Annotated in this window: 16 protein-coding genes; 12 read left to right on the top strand and 4 right to left on the bottom strand. The window is 67.4% G+C overall.

What is annotated here, in order from left to right; all coding sequences use genetic code 11:
• Positions 1 to 15 precede the first annotated feature (15 nt).
• From recG to F7O44_RS20205, 9 genes are all read left to right on the top strand, one after another.
• Positions 16 to 2256, top strand: a complete 2241-nt coding sequence (recG, locus tag F7O44_RS20245) for an ATP-dependent DNA helicase RecG (protein WP_162452091.1) — start codon at positions 16 to 18, stop codon at positions 2254 to 2256.
• Between the two features lie 82 nt (positions 2257 to 2338).
• Positions 2339 to 3031, top strand: a complete 693-nt coding sequence (locus F7O44_RS31990; protein WP_162452090.1) for an RsmD family RNA methyltransferase — start codon at positions 2339 to 2341, stop codon at positions 3029 to 3031.
• A 48-nt stretch (positions 3032 to 3079) separates the two neighbouring features.
• Positions 3080 to 3574, top strand: coding sequence for a pantetheine-phosphate adenylyltransferase (gene coaD, locus F7O44_RS20235; RefSeq protein WP_162452230.1), 495 nt, complete (start codon positions 3080 to 3082; stop codon positions 3572 to 3574).
• 64 nt (positions 3575 to 3638) lie between these two features.
• Entirely contained in the window at positions 3639 to 4571 is a 933-nt protein-coding gene (locus tag F7O44_RS20230; protein ID WP_162452089.1) for a F0F1 ATP synthase subunit B family protein, read from the top strand.
• Between the two features lie 214 nt (positions 4572 to 4785).
• Positions 4786 to 5304 carry a YceD family protein gene (locus tag F7O44_RS20225; protein ID WP_162452229.1) on the top strand — a complete coding sequence of 173 codons (519 nt, stop codon included), beginning with the start codon at positions 4786 to 4788 and terminating at the stop codon, positions 5302 to 5304.
• Positions 5305 to 5306: 2 nt separating this feature from the next.
• Positions 5307 to 5510 (top strand): 50S ribosomal protein L32, encoded by a 204-nt coding sequence (gene rpmF, locus F7O44_RS20220; protein ID WP_162452088.1) that lies wholly within the window; start codon positions 5307 to 5309, stop codon positions 5508 to 5510.
• 12 nt (positions 5511 to 5522) lie between these two features.
• Positions 5523 to 6290, top strand: a complete 768-nt coding sequence (rnc, locus tag F7O44_RS20215; protein WP_162452087.1) for a ribonuclease III — start codon at positions 5523 to 5525, stop codon at positions 6288 to 6290.
• Positions 6291 to 6299: 9 nt separating this feature from the next.
• Entirely contained in the window at positions 6300 to 7166 is an 867-nt protein-coding gene (gene mutM / locus F7O44_RS20210) for a bifunctional DNA-formamidopyrimidine glycosylase/DNA-(apurinic or apyrimidinic site) lyase (protein ID WP_162452086.1), read from the top strand.
• Between the two features lie 230 nt (positions 7167 to 7396).
• A complete protein-coding gene (locus tag F7O44_RS20205; protein ID WP_162452085.1) occupies positions 7397 to 7600 on the top strand; it encodes a hypothetical protein in 204 nt (67 codons plus the stop codon).
• A 119-nt stretch (positions 7601 to 7719) separates the two neighbouring features.
• On the opposite strand, the gene F7O44_RS20200 is transcribed toward F7O44_RS20205, so the two are convergent.
• Positions 7720 to 9144, bottom strand: coding sequence for a sodium/glutamate symporter (locus F7O44_RS20200; RefSeq protein WP_162452084.1), 1425 nt, complete (start codon positions 9142 to 9144; stop codon positions 7720 to 7722).
• Positions 9145 to 9467: 323 nt separating this feature from the next.
• Between F7O44_RS20200 and smc the strand changes: the two genes are divergently transcribed.
• Positions 9468 to 13103: a chromosome segregation protein SMC gene (gene smc / locus F7O44_RS20195; RefSeq protein WP_162452083.1), complete on the top strand. Its 3636-nt coding sequence runs from the start codon at positions 9468 to 9470 to the stop codon at positions 13101 to 13103.
• Positions 13104 to 13161: 58 nt separating this feature from the next.
• On the opposite strand, the gene F7O44_RS20190 is transcribed toward smc, so the two are convergent.
• Positions 13162 to 13635, bottom strand: coding sequence for a DUF6194 family protein (locus F7O44_RS20190; protein WP_162452228.1), 474 nt, complete (start codon positions 13633 to 13635; stop codon positions 13162 to 13164).
• A 76-nt stretch (positions 13636 to 13711) separates the two neighbouring features.
• Between F7O44_RS20190 and F7O44_RS20185 the strand changes: the two genes are divergently transcribed.
• Positions 13712 to 14422 (top strand): MerR family transcriptional regulator, encoded by a 711-nt coding sequence (locus F7O44_RS20185; protein WP_162452082.1) that lies wholly within the window; start codon positions 13712 to 13714, stop codon positions 14420 to 14422.
• A gap of 147 nt (positions 14423 to 14569) precedes the next feature.
• Positions 14570 to 17932: a BTAD domain-containing putative transcriptional regulator gene (locus F7O44_RS31260; protein ID WP_162452081.1), complete on the top strand. Its 3363-nt coding sequence runs from the start codon at positions 14570 to 14572 to the stop codon at positions 17930 to 17932.
• 24 nt (positions 17933 to 17956) lie between these two features.
• Here the strand turns inward: F7O44_RS31260 and F7O44_RS20175 are convergent, their stop codons facing one another.
• Together F7O44_RS20175 and F7O44_RS20170 are read right to left on the bottom strand one after the other, a co-directional pair.
• Positions 17957 to 18796, bottom strand: a complete 840-nt coding sequence (locus F7O44_RS20175; protein ID WP_162452080.1) for an ABC transporter permease — start codon at positions 18794 to 18796, stop codon at positions 17957 to 17959.
• Complete coding sequence (locus F7O44_RS20170; protein ID WP_162452079.1) at positions 18793 to 19776, bottom strand: ATP-binding cassette domain-containing protein; 984 nt, start codon at positions 19774 to 19776, stop codon at positions 18793 to 18795. The genes F7O44_RS20175 and F7O44_RS20170 overlap by 4 nt, the downstream gene beginning before the upstream one ends.
• Positions 19777 to 19855 lie beyond the last annotated feature (79 nt).

The raw sequence follows: 19855 nt of genomic DNA, 5'->3' as shown, positions 1-19855 counted from the left end.
GAGCGGAGCGCAGTGATGACTGACCTCGACGAGGATCTGCGGGCCACGCTGGGCGACAAGACAGCGGCTGTGCTGTCGAAAGAGCTCGAACTGCGCACCGTCGGCGATTTGCTTCGCCACTATCCGCGCCGCTACATCGAGCGGGGCGAACTCACCGAGCTCGCGTCCCTGCGTGAGGACGACCACGTCACGGTGCTGGCCATGGTCAAGACCGCGCAGGTACGCGAGTTCCGGCAACGTGGCCAAGGGCAGCGGCGGCCCAGCAAACGCCTGGAGGTCGTCGTCACCGATGGCACCAGCGACGTGCAGCTCGTCTTCTTCAACCAGGACTGGAGGCTGAAGGACCTCCGTCCCGGCCGGGTGGGCATGTTCGCCGGCAAGGTGGGGACCTTCCGCGGACAGCGGCAGTTCGCCCATCCGGACTATCAGATGGCTCCCGAGGGCGCGGGTGATCTGCGTGAGGCCGCCCAGGAGTTCGCCGACGAGATCATCCCCGTCTACCCGTCCACGAGGCGGATGGCCTCGTGGCGGATCGAACAGTGTTTGCGCATCGTCGTCGACCAGCTCGACGACGTGCCCGATCCGCTGCCGGCAGCCGTCCGGGAGAAGCGCGGTCTGCCCGGCCTGGCCGAGGCTCTACGCGCGGTCCACCGTCCCGCGGACATGCAGCAGGTCCGGCAGGCCCGGGCGAGGCTGCGGTTCGAGGAGGCTTTCGTGCTCCAGGCCGAGCTGGCCAGGAGACGCGCGTCCACGGCGGCGCTGCCGGCGCAGCCGCGACGTGCCACACCGGGCGGCGTTCTCGAAGCACTCGACGCGCAGTTGCCGTTCGACCTCACCGACGGCCAGCGGCAGATCGGCGAGGCGATCGCGGCGGACCTTGCCGAAGACCACCCGATGCACCGCTTGCTCCAGGGAGAGGTCGGCGCGGGTAAGACCGTCGTCGCGCTGCGCGCCATGCTGTCGGTCGTGGATGCGGGCGGCCAGGCGGCCTTGCTGGCGCCGACCGAAGTGCTGGCCCAGCAGCATCACCGGTCGTTGATGGAACTGCTCGGGCCGCTCGCCCAGCGCGGGATGCTCGGCGGCCTCGACATCGGCACCAGGGTCGCTCTGGTCACCGGTTCCATGGGGACCAAAGCGCGCAAGGAAGCACTACTGGACATCGGGGTCGGCGACGCCGGCATCGTCGTCGGCACCCATGCTCTGCTCGAGGAACAGGTCCAATTCTTCGACCTTGGCCTCGTGGTCGTCGACGAGCAGCACCGTTTCGGCGTGGAACAACGGGCAGCGCTTGCGGCGAAGAGCCGCAACGGCACCCGACCACACGTGCTCGTTATGACCGCGACCCCCATCCCGCGCACGGTGGCGATGACCGTCTTCGGTGATCTGGAGATCTCCACCCTGTCAGAGGTGCCGGCCGGGCGGGCCGAGGTCACGACGCACGTGGTGCCGATGCAGGAGAAGCCGCACTTCCTGGACCGGGCGTGGCAGCGCGCCCGCGAGGAGGCGGCCGCCGGTCACGGCGTATATATCGTTTGCCCGAGGATCGGTGACGAGCACGACGACGCCGTCATGATGGCCGTCGCCGACAGCGATGGTGCGGACCTCTCCAGCGGCGACCTCGACGGTGTGGAGCCGGACCGGCGCCGGCCGGTCGCGGTGCTGGAGCTGGCCGAGACATTGCGTTCCGGGCCGCTGGCCGACGTCGAGACCGAGATCTTGCATGGCCGGATGCCCCCGGAGGCCAAGGACGCCGCGATGCGGCGCTTCGCCACGGGCAAAGCGCCGGTGCTGCTCGCCACCACCGTCGTCGAGGTCGGCGTGGACGTGTCGAACGCGTCGATGATGGTGATCATGGACGCGGACCGGTTCGGCGTCTCTCAGCTGCACCAGCTACGAGGCCGGATCGGGCGAGGCGGTATACCCGGTGTCTGCCTGCTCGTGACCGACGCGCTGCCGGAGACGCCAGCTCGCGAACGGCTCGAAGCGGTGGCCGGGACCCGTAACGGATTCGAGCTGGCCCGGGTGGATCTGGAGCAGCGGCGAGAGGGCGATGTGCTCGGCGCTGCCCAGTCCGGGCGCCGGTCCAGTTTGAAGTTCCTGAAGGTGATCCGCGACGAGGATGTCATCCGCGACGCCCGCGACGCCGCCGTCGGGGTGATCTCGGCCGACCCTGAGCTGCGGGAGCACCCGGAGCTGGCCGCCGCGATCGACACGGTGCTCGCCGCGCAGGACGAGGACTACATCGACAAGGCATGAGTTGCCAAGGCCATGATCATGAGCTGTTCGCCGGGCGACCACCCGGCGAACAGCTCATGATCATGGGAAGGAGGAGGGGCGGGTGACGAGGATAGTCGCGGGTGCGGCCCGCGGGCGGCGGCTACGTGTTCCGTCCGGAGAAATGACCCGGCCCACGTCCGACCGGGTGCGCGAGGCGATGTTCTCGGCGCTGGAGTCGATGCTGGGTGGTTTCCACGGCCTGCGGGTGCTCGATCTGTATGCCGGCAGCGGCGCGCTCGGGCTGGAAGCGCTCTCGCGGGGTGCGACGTGCGTCACGCTGGTCGAGTCCGAGGCGAGGGCGGTCCGGACCATTGAGGCGAACCTGGCAGCCGTCGGTATCCCCGGAGCGACGGTGGTTCGCGACCGCGTCGAGAGGTTCTTGTCGAGCCGGGTGCGGGACCTTCCGGGTCCGGCGGGCGAACTGCCGGAGGGACCTGAGCCGGAGGACCCGGGCGCCCGCCCGGTTCGGACGCCTGACCCTGTTGAGCTGGAGAAACAACCGGCGACCCCAGGTTCTCGGTATGACGTCGTGCTGGCCGATCCGCCGTACGCCCTGGCTACGGACGACCTGCATGACGCGCTGACGTTGCTGGCCGACGTCTGGCTGGAGGCCGGCGCCGTCCTGGTCGTCGAACGTGACCGCAAGAGCGGGCCGATCCGCTGGCCGGATGGGGTGAATGGGTTGCGGGATCGGGCATATGGAGAGACTGTGCTTTGGTACGGTCGCTCAGCTGGTACGGACGTACCGGGCTGAGACGGAGTCAACCGCGCCGTGACGCGGGTGGAACCTCTAGGAGGCAAGTTGCGCCGATGCGTCTGCCCGGGATCGTTCGACCCCGTGACCAACGGGCACTTGGACGTCATCGAACGGGCGGCCGGGCTCTTCGACGAGGTAGTCGTGGCTGTCCTGGTCAATGCCTCGAAAAAGGGCCTGTTCGAGCATGAAGAGCGGCTCCGCATCCTGGGGGAGGTCTGCGCTCATATGGGCAACGTGCGGATCCTGGGCTTCCAGGGTCTTCTGGTGGACTTCGCTCAGCAGAACGGCATCCCGGTGGTGCTCAAGGGCCTACGGGCCATGACCGACTTCGACTACGAGCTGTCGATGGCACAGATGAACCATCGGCTCACGGGGCTGGAGACGTTCTTCGTCGCCACCAATCCTGAGTACTCGTATCTGTCGTCGAGCCTGGTCAAAGAAGTTGCCTCGTATGGGGGAGACGTCAGCGGGCTGGTGCCCAAGGTGGTACTCGACCGGCTGCGTGAGCGTTTCGGTGGGGAATCGTCGCGAGGCGCGTGATTTGTGGTGAGTGTGGTCCCGGACCTCGGGACGGCGCTGACGGCAACAACAGGGGAAGAAAGCTGTGGAGATTCACAAGAAGCTCGATGAGCTGATCGAATTGGTCGAGTCGGCCCGGACGATGCCGATGTCGTCGTCGGCCATTCTCAACAAGACCGAGGTGCTCTCGCTGGTCAAGCAGGTACGCGACATGCTGCCCAACAGTCTCTCGGCCGCCGACACGGTTATCGAACAGCGTGAAGAACTTCTCGAGGAGGCCCGGAACAACGCATCAAGGATGATCACTGATGCCCGGGCCGAGCAGGCACGGCTGGTCGGCGACCACACGGTGCTGGTCGAGGCTCGCCGTGAGCGGGGCCGGACGCTGGAGCAGACGCGGCAGGAGATCGAGGCGATGCGCGTCGCGCTGGACGACCACGTCGATGCGAAGCTCGCGCATGTCGAACTCGTCGCCGAGCGCATCGTGGCCACTGTCCGCGACGGCAGGGATCAGCTGCGCCGCAGCGGGCCGTTCGATGAACTGGCCACCGAGGACGGCTCGCCGCTGGGCGCGTCCGTCGGAGCCTCCGAACTGCTACGTGACGCCGTGGACCCGCTGCCGGATGCGCCGAGCGGGACTCCGGGTGGACGGCCCGTCGAAGCCGGAGCCCAAGCAGATGGCGGTGCGACGGACGCGCTGGGTGAGGCCCGGGCCGGCTACGGAAGCGGCGCGCCGGCCGGGGCCGGGGACCCCACGGCGGCAGACACCTGGGCCGCGAGCGGTGCTGAGGCAAACCCCTGGGCTGCCAGCGCAGCCGAGGCGGAGACGGGCATCTGGTCCGACGACGATTCGGTGGCAGGCGCCGGCGCCGGCGCGGCGGACAGCACATGGATCGAGGACGGTGCTGGCCCGGACGGTGGCTCGGCGGACGACGCGCATAGCGCCCCGGGTGATACCGCGCCGCCGGAAGGCACCTCGGACGAGGATGAGATCGAACGCGGCCGCAGCGATCCCTGAGCAGCTCCTCGGCGGGTTGTTCCAGCCGGACCTGCCGTCCTGGGCCAGAACTGGTTTTGCGCATCCTCGCTGGTCTTGTAATCTAGATGAGGCCTCTCGCCGAGGCCATGGTTCGCCTGCCCGCATCGCACGAGAGTTGACTGTCCTGAGCGCCCTCGATTCTCGAGCACCCTTCGTGCTCGACATCCATGAGCTGGGGCGACGCCCCGGTTCAATGCGTAGGGTCTCGCGTGATGTGCCGGCGCCGGCAGACCTCGGACTCGGCGGTGTGGTCGAGGCACCCGAAGGGACCGACGTCGAGCTGAAGGTACGGCTCGAGGCGGTCATGGAGGGCGTGCTCGCTTCGGGAACGGCACGTACGTCGTTCAGTGGTGAGTGTGTACGGTGCCTGGATGCCGTCGGTGGTGAAGTGGTCGTCGACATTCAGGAGCTGTACGCTTACCCCGAGAATGAGCCTGGCCAGGAGGCCGGAGAGGACGATCTGTTCGTTGTCGAGGACAAGATCGACCTCGAGCAGCCGGTACGCGACGCGATTGTCTTAGCGCTGCCGTCGGCGCCGGTCTGCCGGGAGGATTGCCCGGGTTTGTGCTCCGAGTGCGGGGCGCGGCTTGCGGATGATCCGTCCCACACGCACGAGAAAACCGATCCACGGTGGGCGGCTCTGGCCGAGCTGCTCACTGATGACACGAACGAGTCCGGCTCCAGCGGGGCCGGCCCGACTGAGGAGAAGTAGCCGTGGCCGTCCCCAAGCGCAAGATGTCCAGGAGCAACACCCGCCACCGCCGTTCGCAGTGGAAGGCCAAGCTGCCGCAGATCCAGCGTCGTACCGTCAACGGACGCACCACCTGGGTGGTGTCGCACCGTGCGCACGTCGTTGAAGACTCGCAGGGCACTGCGCTGTACAAGGAGTACAACGGGCGGCAGGTTGGCGACGCCTGATCGGATCCCGCGATGACGGCCGAGCCGAAGGTGAACGCTGAGCTCGAGGCACTGCTTGGACTTTCCGTTGATGCGAAGCTCCTCGAACAGGCATTGACGCATCGTTCGTATGCGTACGAGCACGGCGGGTTGCCCACCAACGAACGGCTCGAGTTTCTCGGCGATGCAGTTCTTGGCCTGGTGGTGACCGATTCGCTGTATCACCGGCACCCTGATCTGTCGGAAGGGCAGCTGGCGAAGCTACGCGCGGCTGTAGTCAACATGCGCGCGTTGGCTGGCGTCGGCCGTGCCCTACGCCTCGGCGATTTCCTCCGGCTGGGCCGTGGTGAGGAGACCACCGGTGGGCGGGACAAAGCCTCCATCCTCGCCGACACCGTCGAGGCGCTCATCGGGGCGGTCTACGTCGATCGGGGAATGGCTGACGCTACGGCGCTGGTTCATCGCCTGGTCGACGATCTCATCGACGTCTCGGCCACCTTGGGTGCCGGGCTCGACTGGAAGACGTCGTTGCAGGAGTACACGTCACGGCATTCGCTCGGGGTGCCCGAGTATCACGTGAGCGAGGAAGGCCCCGACCACCAGAAGACGTTCACCGCCGAGGTTCTTCTCGGCGGCGTGGTCCATGGCAGCGGTCAGGGCCGAAGCAAGAAGGAAGCCGAGGCCAACGCCGCGGAGCTGGCGTGGAGTGCGCTGAATTCGCGCTCCGGGGATGAAGCCGCGGATGACAACGCCGCCGCGCATTCCGGATCCGTGCTCGAGGCCGAATCCGACGTTTCCTGAAGGCCGACCGTGCCGGAGCTTCCCGAGGTCGAGGTAGTCCGCCGAGGTCTGGAACGCCACGTCGCGGGACGGCGCATCCAGCGTGTCGAGGTTCTTCATCCGCGGGCGGTGCGCCGCCATCCGGCCGGCGCGTCCGACTTCGAGTCGGTGCTGGCCGGCACTCGGATCATGGCGGTGCGGCGGCGTGGGAAATACTTGTGGCTGCCGTTGGACGACGACCCTGCCGACCGCGCGATCCTCGGTCATCTCGGCATGAGTGGGCAGCTCATCTTGCAGCAGGAGTCGGTGCCTGACGGCGCCCATCTGCGGGTCAGGTTCGTCTTCGACGATGCCGGGCCGCAACTACGCTTCGTCGACCAGCGTACTTTCGGTGGCCTGGCGGTTCAGCCGGTGGATCGGAGTGGACTGCCGGTCGAGATCGCGCATATCGCCCGTGATCCGATGGATCCGGAGTTCGATGTGCCCGCGTTCGCCGCCGCGCTGCGCCGGCGGCGCACCGGTGTGAAGCGCGCGCTGCTCGACCAGTCGTTGATCTCCGGCGTTGGGAACATCTACGCCGACGAGGCCTTGTGGCGGGCTCGGCTGCATTATGCCCGGCCGACAGAGACGTTGCGCGCGCCGGAGACGTCGCGGCTGATTGAAGCTGTGCGCGAGGTGATGGCCGCTGCGTTGGCGGAAGGCGGAACCTCATTCGACCAGCTATACGTCAACGTCAACGGTGAGAGTGGTTTCTTCGACCGATCATTGCAGGCGTACGGCAGGGCTGACCGTCCGTGCCGGCGTTGCGGCACACCGATCCGTCGTGATCCTTTCATGAATCGCTCCTCCTACACCTGCCCGCGGTGTCAGCCCCGGCCCCGGCGAGCTCATTGGTGAGCTCCGTGTCCCCAATCACACGGCGCAAGATGCCCCCGTTTAGGCTGTTTTGCTGCAAAGTTGAGTCCCCTAGTGTCTAGTGCTGGCTTGACCAGTGCCGGACAGGATGAGATGCTTGTATATGTTGTTGCGGAGCCATGTGCCTGCCGTGAAGTGATTCGGAGCGTGCGGGCCGGCCCTGTGACCGTATCCATCATTCTTGAGCATTTAGCCTGTGGAGGGCACCAGCGATGGCAAAGGCGCTGTTCGGACATGTGGGGGGCCCGGATCCGCGGCTCATCACCGAGGTACAGAGGCTCCGTCGCCGGGTCGATGACCTCGAAGCCGAGGTCGGCCGGCTCCAGGCGGTGAACGACGATCTCGCCCAAGCGGCCCTCGAGCACGAGAGCTTGGTCCTCGACGAGTCGTCGGTCCGCGAACCCGCTCTGACATGACATAGGTCTGGCAGCCTGGCTGCCAGACCTATTGCTTTTGCGCCCTGTCGTGAACTGCCGGCAGGTGCTGTGGGCTGCCCGCGAAGTCCGCGTCGAGTGAGTTTTCAGCGGCTTCGTTGCTAGGGCTTCCCACTTGGTTCGGCACGTTGTTTGCCGAAGTACAGCAGCCCAGTGGCCAGCGCGAAGACCAGCAACGCCGCCATCGCCAGGAGGAACGGTTCGGGCCCGAACTGCGAGATCAGCGGGATGGATGCGGCGGTGATCAAACCCCCGCCGAAGAACGGCTCGAACAGGAGTTGTTTGTATCCGAAGGCTTCGAAGGCGGGACTCTTCGCCTCGGGGTCGGCTACTCGCATCAGGATCAGGCCGGTGGCGGTCACGCCCATCGACTGGCCGAAGTCTCCTATGCCGCGCTCGAACCAGTAGCGCGGGATGATCCGGCGGGCGATGTACACCAGCGCCAGGACGTTCCACGCGATCCCCACACCCGCCAGCAGGAGGAACGGCCCGAGCTGGTCCGCGATCGCCTGAATGGACAGCGTCGCGAGGGCGCTGATGATGAGTAGATCCAGCGCGAGTCCCTGGATGCGCAACATCATCAGCCGGTCGACGATGCCGGTACGGTCGAGCCGGTCGATGGCGAGCTGGACGACGACCCCGCCCAGCATCGCCAGCGGAAACAACGGCACGTGGGCGAAGAGCTCGACGTCGTCTTTCCAGAGCGCTTCTTCGATACCGCGCAACGCGCTGAGCATGACGTGGCCGATCAGGATGGCGACGGCGACGATCGAGAAGTGGATCGCCAGCGGCTCGACCGAGGACGGACGTACGGTCATGGTGGCGGCCGGGTGCTGCTCGTCTTTGAGGTAGAGCCCGCGTTGCTCCTCGACGGAGGTCTGCGCATCGCCCTTCAAGAAGACGGTATGGCCGCGACGGACGGCCCAGTTGATCACGCCGACACCGATGACGATGCCGGATACGACACCTACGGTAGCCAGCCCGAGGGCGAGGTCGGCGCCCTCGGGGAAACCGTTGGCGGCCATGGCGTCGCGCATGCCCGCTGCGGTCCCGTGCCCGCCCTCGAACGAGATCTCGATCAGCGCCCCGGCCATCGGGTCGATGTCGAACAACGGAGCAAGCAGCAGAATAGCGAGCAGTAGGCCGATGACGTATTGACCGGCGCCCAGCGCGACGCCGAAGGACATCTGGGGGCCGACGAGCTTGGCCGCGTCCTTCGGGTTGGGGATCCGCTCGCCGAGGAACAGTGTGGCGAAAACGACGCTGATCAGCAGACCCGGCAGCGTGCTCCAGACCTCCAGGATCTGGCTGCCGAACATCCCACCGTCGCCCCAGCCGTCATAACCGAATGCCCCGGCGATGCGTCCCAGGATCTCCGGGCCGAGTAGGAGCGCGAGGAATCCGCCGATGATCGAGCTCGGCAGGAACAGCCGCTGGCACCAGCGGCTGCGCAGCCGGACGAGCTTGGCGACCACCAGGACCAGCCCGAGGAGCAGCAATGCCATCCCGACGACGTCAGCGGACATGCGCTACTCCTGTCGTTCTCACCGGCTACGACCCACATGACGCCGCCCGGCACTGTGAGTCAAGTAGCCGGAAGGTACGCCGTGAAGCGCTCTGAGAGCAAGTCGGCTCCGCGCGCATGGTGATCATGAACACGATCACGTTGCTATAGCGTCCTGGATCCGCTCATGATCACCGGCGTCCAGAGCGGAATCTTGCTCTTGATCAGCGCAGGGCTGCGGCAAATACACACGTTGGGCGCCGGAAGCCTGTAGTGTGACGGGCATCTTCCCCATGTCATACTCGAAAGCTGCTCGTGCGGGGGCACGGCGAGGAGAGTAGTTCGTTGCATCTGAAGAGCTTGACGTTGCGGGGGTTCAAGTCCTTCGCGTCGTCGACGACGCTGCAATTCGAGCCGGGGATCACCTGCGTTGTGGGGCCCAACGGCTCGGGCAAGTCGAACGTCGTCGACGCCCTGGCGTGGGTCATGGGCGAACAAGGTGCCAAGAGCCTTCGCGGCGGGAAGATGGAGGACGTCATCTTCGCCGGTACCGCCGGCCGGCCGGCGCTGGGTCGCGCCGAAGTGATCTTGACTATCGACAACGCCGACGGCGCGTTGCCCATCGAGTACTCCGAGGTCACCATCTCGCGGACGATGTTCCGCAACGGCGGATCCGAGTACTCGATCAACGGCCAGGGCTGCCGCTTGCTCGATGTCCAGGAGCTGTTGTCCGACTCGGGTATCGGCCGCGAGATGCACGTGATCGTCGGCCAGGGGCAACTCGATTCCATCCTGTCGGCCACGCCGGAAGGCCGCCGCGGGTTCGTCGAAGAAGCCGCCGGGGTGCTCAAGCATCGCAAGCGTAAAGAGAAGGCGCTGCGCAAACTGGAGGCGATGCAGGCCAACCTCACCAGGTTGCAGGATCTCACCGCTGAGCTACGCCGCCAGCTCGGGCCGCTCGGAAAGCAGGCTGAACTGGCCCGCAGGGCACAGACCATCCAGGCCGATCTGCGCGATGCCAGGCTGCGGCTGCTGGCTGACGATCTAGTGCAGGCCCGTGCCAGCTTCGAGCAGGAGGTCGCCGACGAGACCGCCCTGAAAGCCAGGCAATCCGAACTCACCCAGGCACTTGAACAGGCACGTGCGGCCGAGGCGCGGCTCGAAGCAGAGACCAAAGAGGTCGCTCCACTGCTGGCGCGGGCCCAGGACGCCTGGTACGGCCTGTCCAGCTTGCGCGAACGGGTCCGAGGCACGGCATCGCTGGCCGCCGAGCGTGGACGCCATCTGGAGACCGCAGAGAGCGCTGCTCCTCAGGGACGTGATCCGGATGAGCTGGAGGAAGAAGCCGCTGCCATCCGCGAGCAGGAGGTCGAGCTCGCGGAGCAGATCGAGGAAGCACGCGAGACCCTCGACGAAGCCATCGCTCAGCGCAGCGAGGCCGAGGAAGCTGTCGAAGCCGAGGAACGGCAGCTCGCCGCCTTGGTCCGGGCGGCCGCTGATCGGCGTGAGGGACGCGCCCGGCTCTCCGGGCAGGTAGAAGGGCTGCGACGGCAGGCGTCCGCGGCTGAGGCCGAATTGGCACGGCTGATCACCGCCCGCACCGAGGCGCAGGCGCGTGCCGCCGAAGCTGAGCGGGAATTCACCAGCCTCGAAACCACCATCGCCGGACTCTCTGTGGGGGAAGAAGGCCTCGACGCGGAATACGAGCGAGTGGCGGCCGAGCTGGCCGAGGCCGAGCAAGCCGTCGAGTCGCTGCAGGAACAGGAGCGCTCGGCCGAGCGGGAACGGGCCACCCTGGCCGCTCGTAAGGAGGCGCTCGAGATCGGCCTGTCGCGCAAGGACGGCGCCGCCTCGCTGCTCGCCGCTTCCGAGCGGGTGTCCGGCATCATGGGTTCGGTGGCGGCCCTGCTGACCGTCGAACCAGGCTGGGAGACCACCGTCGCCACTGCGCTCGGCTCGGCCTCGGACGCGGTGGCGGTCGGGTCGGTCGATGATGCCGTGGCGGCGCTGAGAATGCTCCGCGACGAAGACCTCGGCCAGGCAGGGCTGCTCGTGGGTGGCGCTCCGTACGACGATCCCGGCGCCTGGACCACTTTGCCCGCTGGTATGCGCTACGTGGTCGACGTCGTGACGGCGCCAGCCGAACTTCGCCCGGCGCTGACCAGCCTGCTGCGCGCGATGGTGGCGGTCGAAGACCTCGCCTCGGCCCGGGCGCTGGTCGCCGAATACCCCGACCTGTGTGCCGTCACGCGTGATGGCGATCTTCTCGCCCGTGGTCGCGCCTACGGCGGATCCTCGAGCGCGCCGAGCTTGCTGGAGGTTCAAGCCGCGGTCGACGAAGCCGCCGACCAACTTGCCGCGGCTACCGGCCGGGCCGAGCGGCTGCGTCGTGAGCTGGCAGCGGCCACGCAACGGCGGGACAAGGCCGCCGCCACCGAGGCGGCGGCGCTGAGCAAGCTGCACGAATCCGACGCCGAACTGTCCGCGGTCGCCGAGCAACTCGGCCGGCTGGGGCACGCCGCGCGATCGGCGAACGAGGAAGCCGAACGGCTCGCCACCGCTGTCACCGAAGCCGAGGAGGCACGGGATCGCCACGTCGCGGCTCTGGCCGAGATGGAGGAACGGCTGGAAGCGGCCGAAGACGCCGGCGACGAAGAAGCTGTCGAGCCGTCCACCGAGGAGCGTGACCGGCTGGCCGAGATCGTCCGGATCGCCCGGCAGCGCGAGACCGAGGCCAGGCTTTCGCTGCGCACAGGCGAGGAACGAGTCCGCGCGCTGGCGGGCCGGGCGGAGAGCCTGGAGCGTGCGGCACGAGAAGAGCGGGAGAGCAGGGCTCGCGCCGAGACGCTGGCGAAGAAGCGCGCTCAGGCAGCATCGATAGCGCGTGCCGTGGCTCAGGGGGCGCAGATCCTGCTGAACAGGGTCGAAGAGTCCATCGAGGTGGCTGACGCCGAGCGCACCGAAGCCGAGCAGGCGCGCGCCGAACGCGATGCCGCGCTGTCCACCGAGCGGGAACGGACCCGCACCATCGCCGCCGAGCTCGAGGAAGTGACCTCGTCGGTGCACCGGGACGAACTCGCCCGCGCCCAGCACCGGATGCGGGTCGAGGCCCTGGAGACCAAGGCACTCGAGGAACTGGGCGTCGACCCTGAGTCGCTCGTAGACGAGTACGGCCCGCACCTGATGATCCCCGTCCTGGAAGCGCCCGCTCAGCCCGGCCCTGGTGCCGGCCCGGGCAGCGCCAACGGCGAGCCCACGCGAGGTGACGCCCAGGATGTCTCGGACACCGGCGATCCACCGCATCGGACGGTGCCCTTCGTCCGTGAAGAACAGGAGAAGCGGGCTCGCAAGGCCGAGCGCGAGCTCAACAAGCTCGGCAAGGTCAACCCGCTGGCGCTGGAAGAGTACGCCGCCCTGGAGGAGCGCCACTCCTTCCTGGCCGAGCAGCTCGAGGACCTCAAGCGCACCAGGAAAGATCTGCTCGACATCGTCAAGGAAGTCGACGACCGCGTTCAAGAGGTCTTCACGAGCGCCTACGAAGACACCGCACGGGAGTTCGCGTCGGTGTTCTCCAGGCTTTTCCCGGGCGGGGAAGGGCGGCTGATCCTCACCGAACCTGACGACATGCTGGTCACCGGTATCGACGTCGAGGCGCGCCCGCCCGGCAAGAAGGTGAAGCGGCTGTCGCTGCTCTCTGGCGGTGAGCGGTCGCTGGTGGCGGTGGCTTTCCTGGTCGCGTTGTTCAAGGCTCGACCCAGCCCGTTCTACATCCTGGACGAGGTCGAAGCCGCCCTCGACGACACCAACCTCGGCCGGCTGCTAGGCATCTACGAGGAGCTTCGCGAGCGCAGCCAGCTGATCGTGATCACCCATCAGAAGCGCACCATGGAAATCACCGACGCTTTGTACGGCGTGTCGATGCGCGGCGACGGCGTCACGGCCGTGATCAGCCAGCGAATCCGCGAATCCGAGCCCGCCTGAGCCTTGACAGGTTGTCGAGCAAACGAGTCCACCACGTCGGCGGTGGCGGACAAAACATTCACTCGCTGCTGACGGTGCCGGGCCGCCGGCGGTGCGCACGACGTTTGGCATCCTCGTGTGCTGTCCGCAGGAGGCGGAGCGCCAGCAGGTGGGTGTTGGTGCCTGGATTGGTGATCGAAACCCATCCCTGCGCGCGGTGCGCAGGATGAGGCAGGACGACGTCCACGGCGGTGTAGTCCCTGAGTGAGGCCTCGGCCCTTGGGTCCTCACCCATGAGTTCCACGAACGCGTCTTTGCCGACGTGGATGTTCAGTCGCCAGCGATCCGGATGGTCCAGCTCGCACGATGTATCGCCGGGGTAGTTCTTCGTGACGATCGTGGCGTAGGGCTGCTCTCGCTGCGGCACCTGGCCGTCGGGAGCGTAGTAGAAGAAGTGGTCGCCCCACGCGATCTCGGGGAACGTGCTGCCTTCGCCGGGGGCGAGTTCGAGTAGACCGTCGAATTCTCGGATTGCCTCGAGGAGTTGTTCCATACTCATGGTTCAAGCATGTAGTTGAAGTGCTTCTGGAGGGTTGGAGATGGGCCGGGCCGCCGAATCGGTTGCCTCGATGAACACCGCCGTTGTCGCGGCAGCATCGGGATACTCCGCACAACAGGTCCGTGACCTGGAGGCGCTGGGCGTCATCCCACCGGCGGGTAGGTCACACAACGGGTACCGGCAGTTCTCCCAAGGACACATCCACGCCCTTCGCGCGTACCGCGCCCTTGCTCAGGCCGTGGGGCCCATCGAAGCCCGGCGCGCGATGCGCGAGATCCGCCACCAGCCGCCGGACCGAGGGGCGGCGTTGATCTGCGGGTTCCATGCCCGGCTCAACGACGAGCGAGAGAAGGCACTCGCGGCCCGCCATGCGCTGGAGTCCATCCGGGCCGAGGCGACAACCGAAGCCGAACCCGTCGAAGCGGACTCGATGACCATCACCGAACTGTCGCAGGCGCTCGGTGTGAGACCGTCCACGCTCCGCTTCTGGGAGAAGGCCGGTCTTCTCACGCCCGAGCGGGTCAAGACGCGAGCGGGTACGGCGCGGCGCTACCCCCTCACCGCCATCCGAGAGGCGCGTATCACCGCCGCGCTGCGCGCCAGTGGCTACCGCATTCCGGACGTGCAGAACGCTCTGGCCGCAGTCCGCGACCTCAACGACGTGAGCCACTCAATGGCGGCGCTCGACACCCGGCTGGAAGCCATCGGCCGACGCGCGCTCGCCCTGATCCGCGCAGGAAGGCTGCTGGCGGAGATCATCGAGCCGCGCTCGCCAGGGTGACGCGGCACTGGTGCTCGCTCGATCCGGCTCACCGCCGTCCCACTTGGTGAGACCTGATCGGCCTGGAATATCCTCCGTCCCGCTGTCCTTGGAATGGGCATGTATGGCGTCGGTGACGCTGACAGTGCCACGTGCCAAGCTTGTGCCGTGCGCATCGGAATATTGGGGCCGCTGCAGGTCTGGGACAACACCGGCCGCCCTGTCGAGATTGGCGGGGGCCGGCCGCGCACGCTGCTGGCCCGGCTGGCGCTGGATCCTGGCCGCGTAGTGAATGCCGATGCGCTCGTCGACGCGTTGTGGGAAGACGAACCGCCGTCCGGGGTGGCCAACGCCCTGCAAACCGTTGTCTCCCGGCTGCGGCGCTCGCTCCAGGGCGGCGTCGATGGCGCGAGTGCCTCGCCGGTGATCGAGTCGCGACACGCTGGGTATGTGCTCGCCGTCGACACCCGCGACGTGGACGTGACCCGGTTCGAAGAACACGCCAGAGCCGGACGTGAAGCGCTGCTCGCCGGCGATGCCGCCACGGCCCACGCCGCGCTCACCGAGGCGTTGAGTCTGTGGCGGGGACCGATGCTCTCCGATCTCGGCGACGCGCCATTTGTAGGTACGGCGGCCGCGCGTTTCGAAGAGACCCGGCTCTCCGTGGTCGAGGATCGCCACGATGCCGCGTTGCTGCTCGGCTGGCACCTCGACGTGGTGCCGGAGCTGGAGGCGCTGGCCAGGGAGCATCCGCTCCGCGAGCGTGTCTGCGGGCTGCTGATCCGGGCGCTTGCCGCTTCCGGCCGGCAGGCCGAGGCCGTGCAGTTGTACGAGCGCACCAGGAACACGCTTGCCGAAGAACTCGGAATCGATCCGTCGGCTGAGCTTCAGAACATTCACCTCGCACTTCTGCGCGGTGAGCTGGCCGCTGCGCCGCCCGGCGCGGAGGTGGGCGAGATTCGCTCTGGGCCGGCAACTGGCGCGGCGCCGTTGGCCAAGGCCGCCCTGCCGGCACCGCGGACCAGCTTCGTTGGTCGAGACGCTGACGTCGAAGGTCTGACGACGGCTCTCGACCAGGCTCGGATGCTGACCTTGCACGGGCCTGGCGGTGCGGGTAAGACGCGCCTTGCGCTCGAGTTCGCGCGGCACCTGGCCGACCATGCCTCGAGTGCCGGCGCTGACGGCGTCTGGTTCGTCGAACTCGCTGGTGTGGGGGACCCCCAGGAGGTCGGCCCGGCCGTGCTGTCGGTGCTCGGACTGGGCGAAGCCTCCGCTGCAACCGTGGAGGGGTTGCGTGAGCGGATGCCACTGGTACGCGAAGCCGGCAAACGGCTCGCCGACGCGCTGCGTGACAAGAACTCCGTCGTCGTGCTTGACAACTGTGAGCATGTGATCGGCTCGGTCGCCGCGCTCGCCGACTCGTTGCTGGCCGCCTGTCCGAAGTTGCGGCTGGTCGCCACCAGTCGCGAGCCCCTTGGTGTCGAAGGTGAGCAGCTCTATCCGGTGGGTCCGTTGGAGCTCCCGGACGGCAACGAAGACCTCACGCCGGAGCACGCACGCACGTTCGCGGCCGTCCGCCTGTTCACCGACCGCGCCGCCGCCGTGCTTCCTGGATTCCAGGTGGACGAGTCGAACGTCGGTCCCGTCGTCGAAGCATGCCGCCGGCTCGACGGGATGCCCCTGGCGATCGAACTGGCAGCGGCGCGGGTCCGGGCCCTGACGCCGGCGCAGATCTCCGACCGCCTCGATGACCGGTTCCGCCTGCTGACCAATGGCGGGCGCACGGCACTGCCCCGGCAGCAGACACTGCGCGCCGTCGTCGAATGGAGCTGGGAGCTGCTTGAGAAGCCGGAACGGATCCTGCTGCGTCGCCTAGCCGTCTTCTCGGGTGGCGCATCATTGGACGCCATTGAACAGATCTGTTCCGGCGACGGCGTAGACGTCGAGGACACACTCGATACCGTCGCGTCATTGGTGGACAAGTCGCTGGTCGAAGCCGGCTCCGACACCGCGGGCCGGGAGGTGCGCTACCGGCTGCTGGAGACGGTTCGGGCGTATGCCGCCGAGCGCCTCGATCACGCCGGCGAGCGCAGTGGCCTGGCCGACCGTCACGCCGCCTACTACCGCGACTTGCTCGAACGGGCCGATCCCTACCTTCGCCGGGCGGAGCAGCTGGAATGGATGGCGCGCCTCACCGAAGACTACGAGAACCTGATCAGCGCGCTCAGGTGGGCCATTCAGCAGGGCCAGGCAGATCTGGCTGTCCGAATCGCCGCGGTGATGGGCTACTACTGGATGCTGCGCGGCGGCCGGCGCGAGAGTGGGGTGTGGCTCCAGGAGACGCTGGCGCTTCCAGGCGCCGAGCCGACCTCGCGGCGAGCGCTGGTCCACCTTTTCGACTGCGCGAACATCATGGGCGACGGTGATGCGAGGCATGGCGTTCGTTCGCTGGCACGTGCACGGCGGGTGTGCCGGCGCTGCGAACCGGACCCGGCGTTCCCGGTTCACACGTTGGTGGAGACGTTATGGCTGGCCGGCATCGACGGCCGGCCGCACGCCCGGGCACGCCTGGCCGCCATGCCGGTGCCGACCGATGCGTGGACCAGAGGCGTCGTTCACACCGCGGGAGTGTTCATGGCCGTCAGCGACGGCGACATCGAGACACGTGACCGCGAGATCGAGCTGGCTATGGAGAGCTTCGGCGCGGCGGGGGATCGTATGGGCATGGCGTTGATCCAGCGCAGCCGAGCCAGCTACCTGGCCGCCTCGGGCGACCACGGCGCGGCCGCCCGGGCGCTCGAGGAAGCGCTGCGGATGACCCGCGAGCTCGGTACCGTGGACGACCTCCCGCCGCTGCTGGCCGAACTCGCTCAGAATTACGCCGATCTCGGTGATCACGCCTCGGCCAGGCGCTTCCTCGAGCAGGCTCACGCCGAGGCATGCCGCTCCGGTGCGATAGAGGCGAGTTTCGCGGTGCACATGGCGCAGGCGTGGCTCAGTCACCGAGAAGGTGAACACGAGGCTGCCATTCACGCTCTCGATCGGGCCACGGCGGCGATGGGCTCGCCAAACGCCGTCGACATGGCTCTCTGGATGTCCATCTGGCCGCTCCACGCCGAGGTGCAGATCTCTCTCGGCGACCTGGATGCGGCGGAACAGGCGTTGCGTTCGGGCGTGGACCTGGCTTTGGACGGCAGCAGCCGGGCCAGGGCGGGGGCGCCGGACCGGGCTGGGCTCGCGGGGCTGACCCAGGCCTGGGCTTCGCTGGCGGTAGCGCGAGGTCAGTACGAGCAAGCCGCCCAACTTCTCGGAATCACCACCTTGGTGCGCGGAGAACCCGACCTCGGAAGCCCGGAGCGAGCAGCTGCCGACCGTCAGGCCCGACGGGCTCTGGGCGACGACGAGTTCGAGCGGGTGTACAACACCGGAGCCACGCTGGAGATAACCGCCGCGGTGCTTCGTATCCGAGACATGGCCGGCTTGGCCGGTCCCGCCCTCGGTGATCGTCAAGAGGCTGGGGTGCCCGACTGATCACCGAGGGTGGGCAGGCCCGGCTCATACCCGGCGCTTGAGCGCCCGGAGCGACAGCGGGGCGAAGACGACGGCGATCGCGAGCCCCCAGAGCAGAGTCTGGATGATGGGTCCGGTCTCGGCGCCGGTCATCATCAAACCACGGGCGGCGTCGGCGATCGTCGACACCGGATTGTTGTCGACCACCGGCTCCAGCCAGCTCGGCAGCGTCTCCACCGGCACGAATACGTTGCTGATGAACGTCACTGGGAACAATGCGGTGAAGCCGTAGATCTGTACTCGTTCCGGGTCTCTGGCCACGATGCCAACGAGAACACCAACCCAGGAGAACGCCAGCGCGAACACCAGCAGCAGGCCGACCGCCCCGAGGACCGCCAGCGCGTTGTTCTCGAACCGGAAGCCCAGGGCAACTCCTACCGCGAGAATGAGGATGATGGACCAGACCTGTTTGACCTGATCGGCGAGGATGCGGCCGGCCAATGGCGCCCAGCGGGCGATCGGCAGTGAGCGGAACCGGTCGAACACACCCTTGGTGAGGTCGGCGTTGAGGCCTTGGCCGACGTACATCGTGACGAAAAGCATGTTCATGACCACCATGCCTGGCAGCATGAACGTGAGGTACTCCTGCCAGTCGCCCATGATCGCGCCGCCGAACATGAAGGTGAACAGCAGAACGAACATGATCGGCTGAATGCTGAAGTCGCCCAGCTCTTGCGGGTTGTGCCGGACCTGGACGACGGTCCGCCACGCGAGGGTGAAGCTTTGCTGGATGCCCTTGAGCAGGCCGACCTTCGTTTCGATCTCGGGTTCCTGGTCGGAGCTGTCCCGGACGTAGTAGTCGCGGGGCGTGGTGGTGGTGCTCATGCCGGAATCCTTTCGGCCTGGTTGTCGTCGTTCTGGTCGGTGGGTTTGCCGGTCAGGGAGAGGAACACCTCGTCGAGGCTGGCCGAGCGCAGCGTCAGCTCGGTGACGGTGACACCGGCGTCGTCGAGTCGGCGGACGACTGCCGGCAGCACTGCCGGATCGGCCACCGGCGCGGTGACAAGCTGGCCGTCGACGTCCGGTGTCGTTTGTGCGAGCTCCCCGACGACGGCGCGAACGGTGGGGACGTGGGCCTGTTCACTCGGACGTACCACGAGTGTCCGGGTGCCGGCTGCCGCCTTGAGCTCGTCTGGTGCGCCCCGGGCGATCACCCGGCCGTGGTCGATGACCGCGATGTCGTCGGCGAGTTCGTCGGCCTCCTCCAGGTACTGGGTGGTGAGCAGGACGGTCACGCCCTCCGATACGAGGTTGCGGATGATGTCCCACAACTCGATCCGGGCCCGCGGGTCGAGACCGGTGGTGGGCTCGTCGAGGAAGAGGAAACGGGGCCGTCCGACCAGGCTGGAAGCGAGGTCGAGCCGGCGGCGCATGCCTCCGGAGAAGGTGCTGGCGGCGCGGTGCCCGGCGTCACTGAGACTGAAGGCGGCCAGCAGCTCCTCTGCCCGGCGGCGTGCCTGCTGGCGATCCATGCCGAGCAACCGGCCGATCAGCAGGAGGTTTTCAACGCCGGTGAGACTTTCGTCCACGGCGGCGTACTGGCCGGTGAGGCCGATCAGCTGGCGTACCTGATGCGCCTGGGTGAGGACGTCGTAGCCACCGACCTCGGCATGTCCGGCGTCGGGCTTCAACAGCGACGTAAGCACCCGGACGGCGGTGGTCTTACCTGCGCCGTTGGGGCCGAGGACGCCGAGAACCGTCCCGGCGGGTGCGCTCAGGTCGACGCCGTTGAGAGCTTTGGTCTCGCCGAAGTGCTTGACCAGCCCTTCGGCGCGGATCGCGAGATCCGTCGTTGCGTGCGACATATCGGTCTCCTCTAGATCGGTTCAGTTGACGTGCATTCGCCCGAAGGTGCGTTGCGTCCTGCCGGCCGAGCCCCATAGC

This window comes from Phytoactinopolyspora mesophila (genome assembly GCF_010122465.1).
GTDB lineage: Bacteria > Actinomycetota > Actinomycetes > Jiangellales > Jiangellaceae > Phytoactinopolyspora > Phytoactinopolyspora mesophila.
Note: the sequence above shows the minus strand (reverse complement) of the source record. Positions and strands in the feature narration are given on the sequence as shown.

Coding starts and splice junctions, on each gene's coding strand:
- F7O44_RS20170 (WP_162452079.1), bottom strand. CDS start 19,776: ATGTCGCACGCAACGACGGATCTCGCGATCCGCGCCGAAGGGCTGGTC.
- F7O44_RS20185 (WP_162452082.1), top strand. CDS start 13,712: ATGAACACCGCCGTTGTCGCGGCAGCATCGGGATACTCCGCACAACAG.
- F7O44_RS20175 (WP_162452080.1), bottom strand. CDS start 18,796: ATGAGCACCACCACCACGCCCCGCGACTACTACGTCCGGGACAGCTCC.
- F7O44_RS20190 (WP_162452228.1), bottom strand. CDS start 13,635: ATGGAACAACTCCTCGAGGCAATCCGAGAATTCGACGGTCTACTCGAA.
- F7O44_RS20225 (WP_162452229.1), top strand. CDS start 4,786: ATGCGTAGGGTCTCGCGTGATGTGCCGGCGCCGGCAGACCTCGGACTC.
- recG (WP_162452091.1), top strand. CDS start 16: ATGACTGACCTCGACGAGGATCTGCGGGCCACGCTGGGCGACAAGACA.
- rnc (WP_162452087.1), top strand. CDS start 5,523: ATGACGGCCGAGCCGAAGGTGAACGCTGAGCTCGAGGCACTGCTTGGA.
- F7O44_RS20205 (WP_162452085.1), top strand. CDS start 7,397: ATGGCAAAGGCGCTGTTCGGACATGTGGGGGGCCCGGATCCGCGGCTC.
- F7O44_RS20200 (WP_162452084.1), bottom strand. CDS start 9,144: ATGTCCGCTGACGTCGTCGGGATGGCATTGCTGCTCCTCGGGCTGGTC.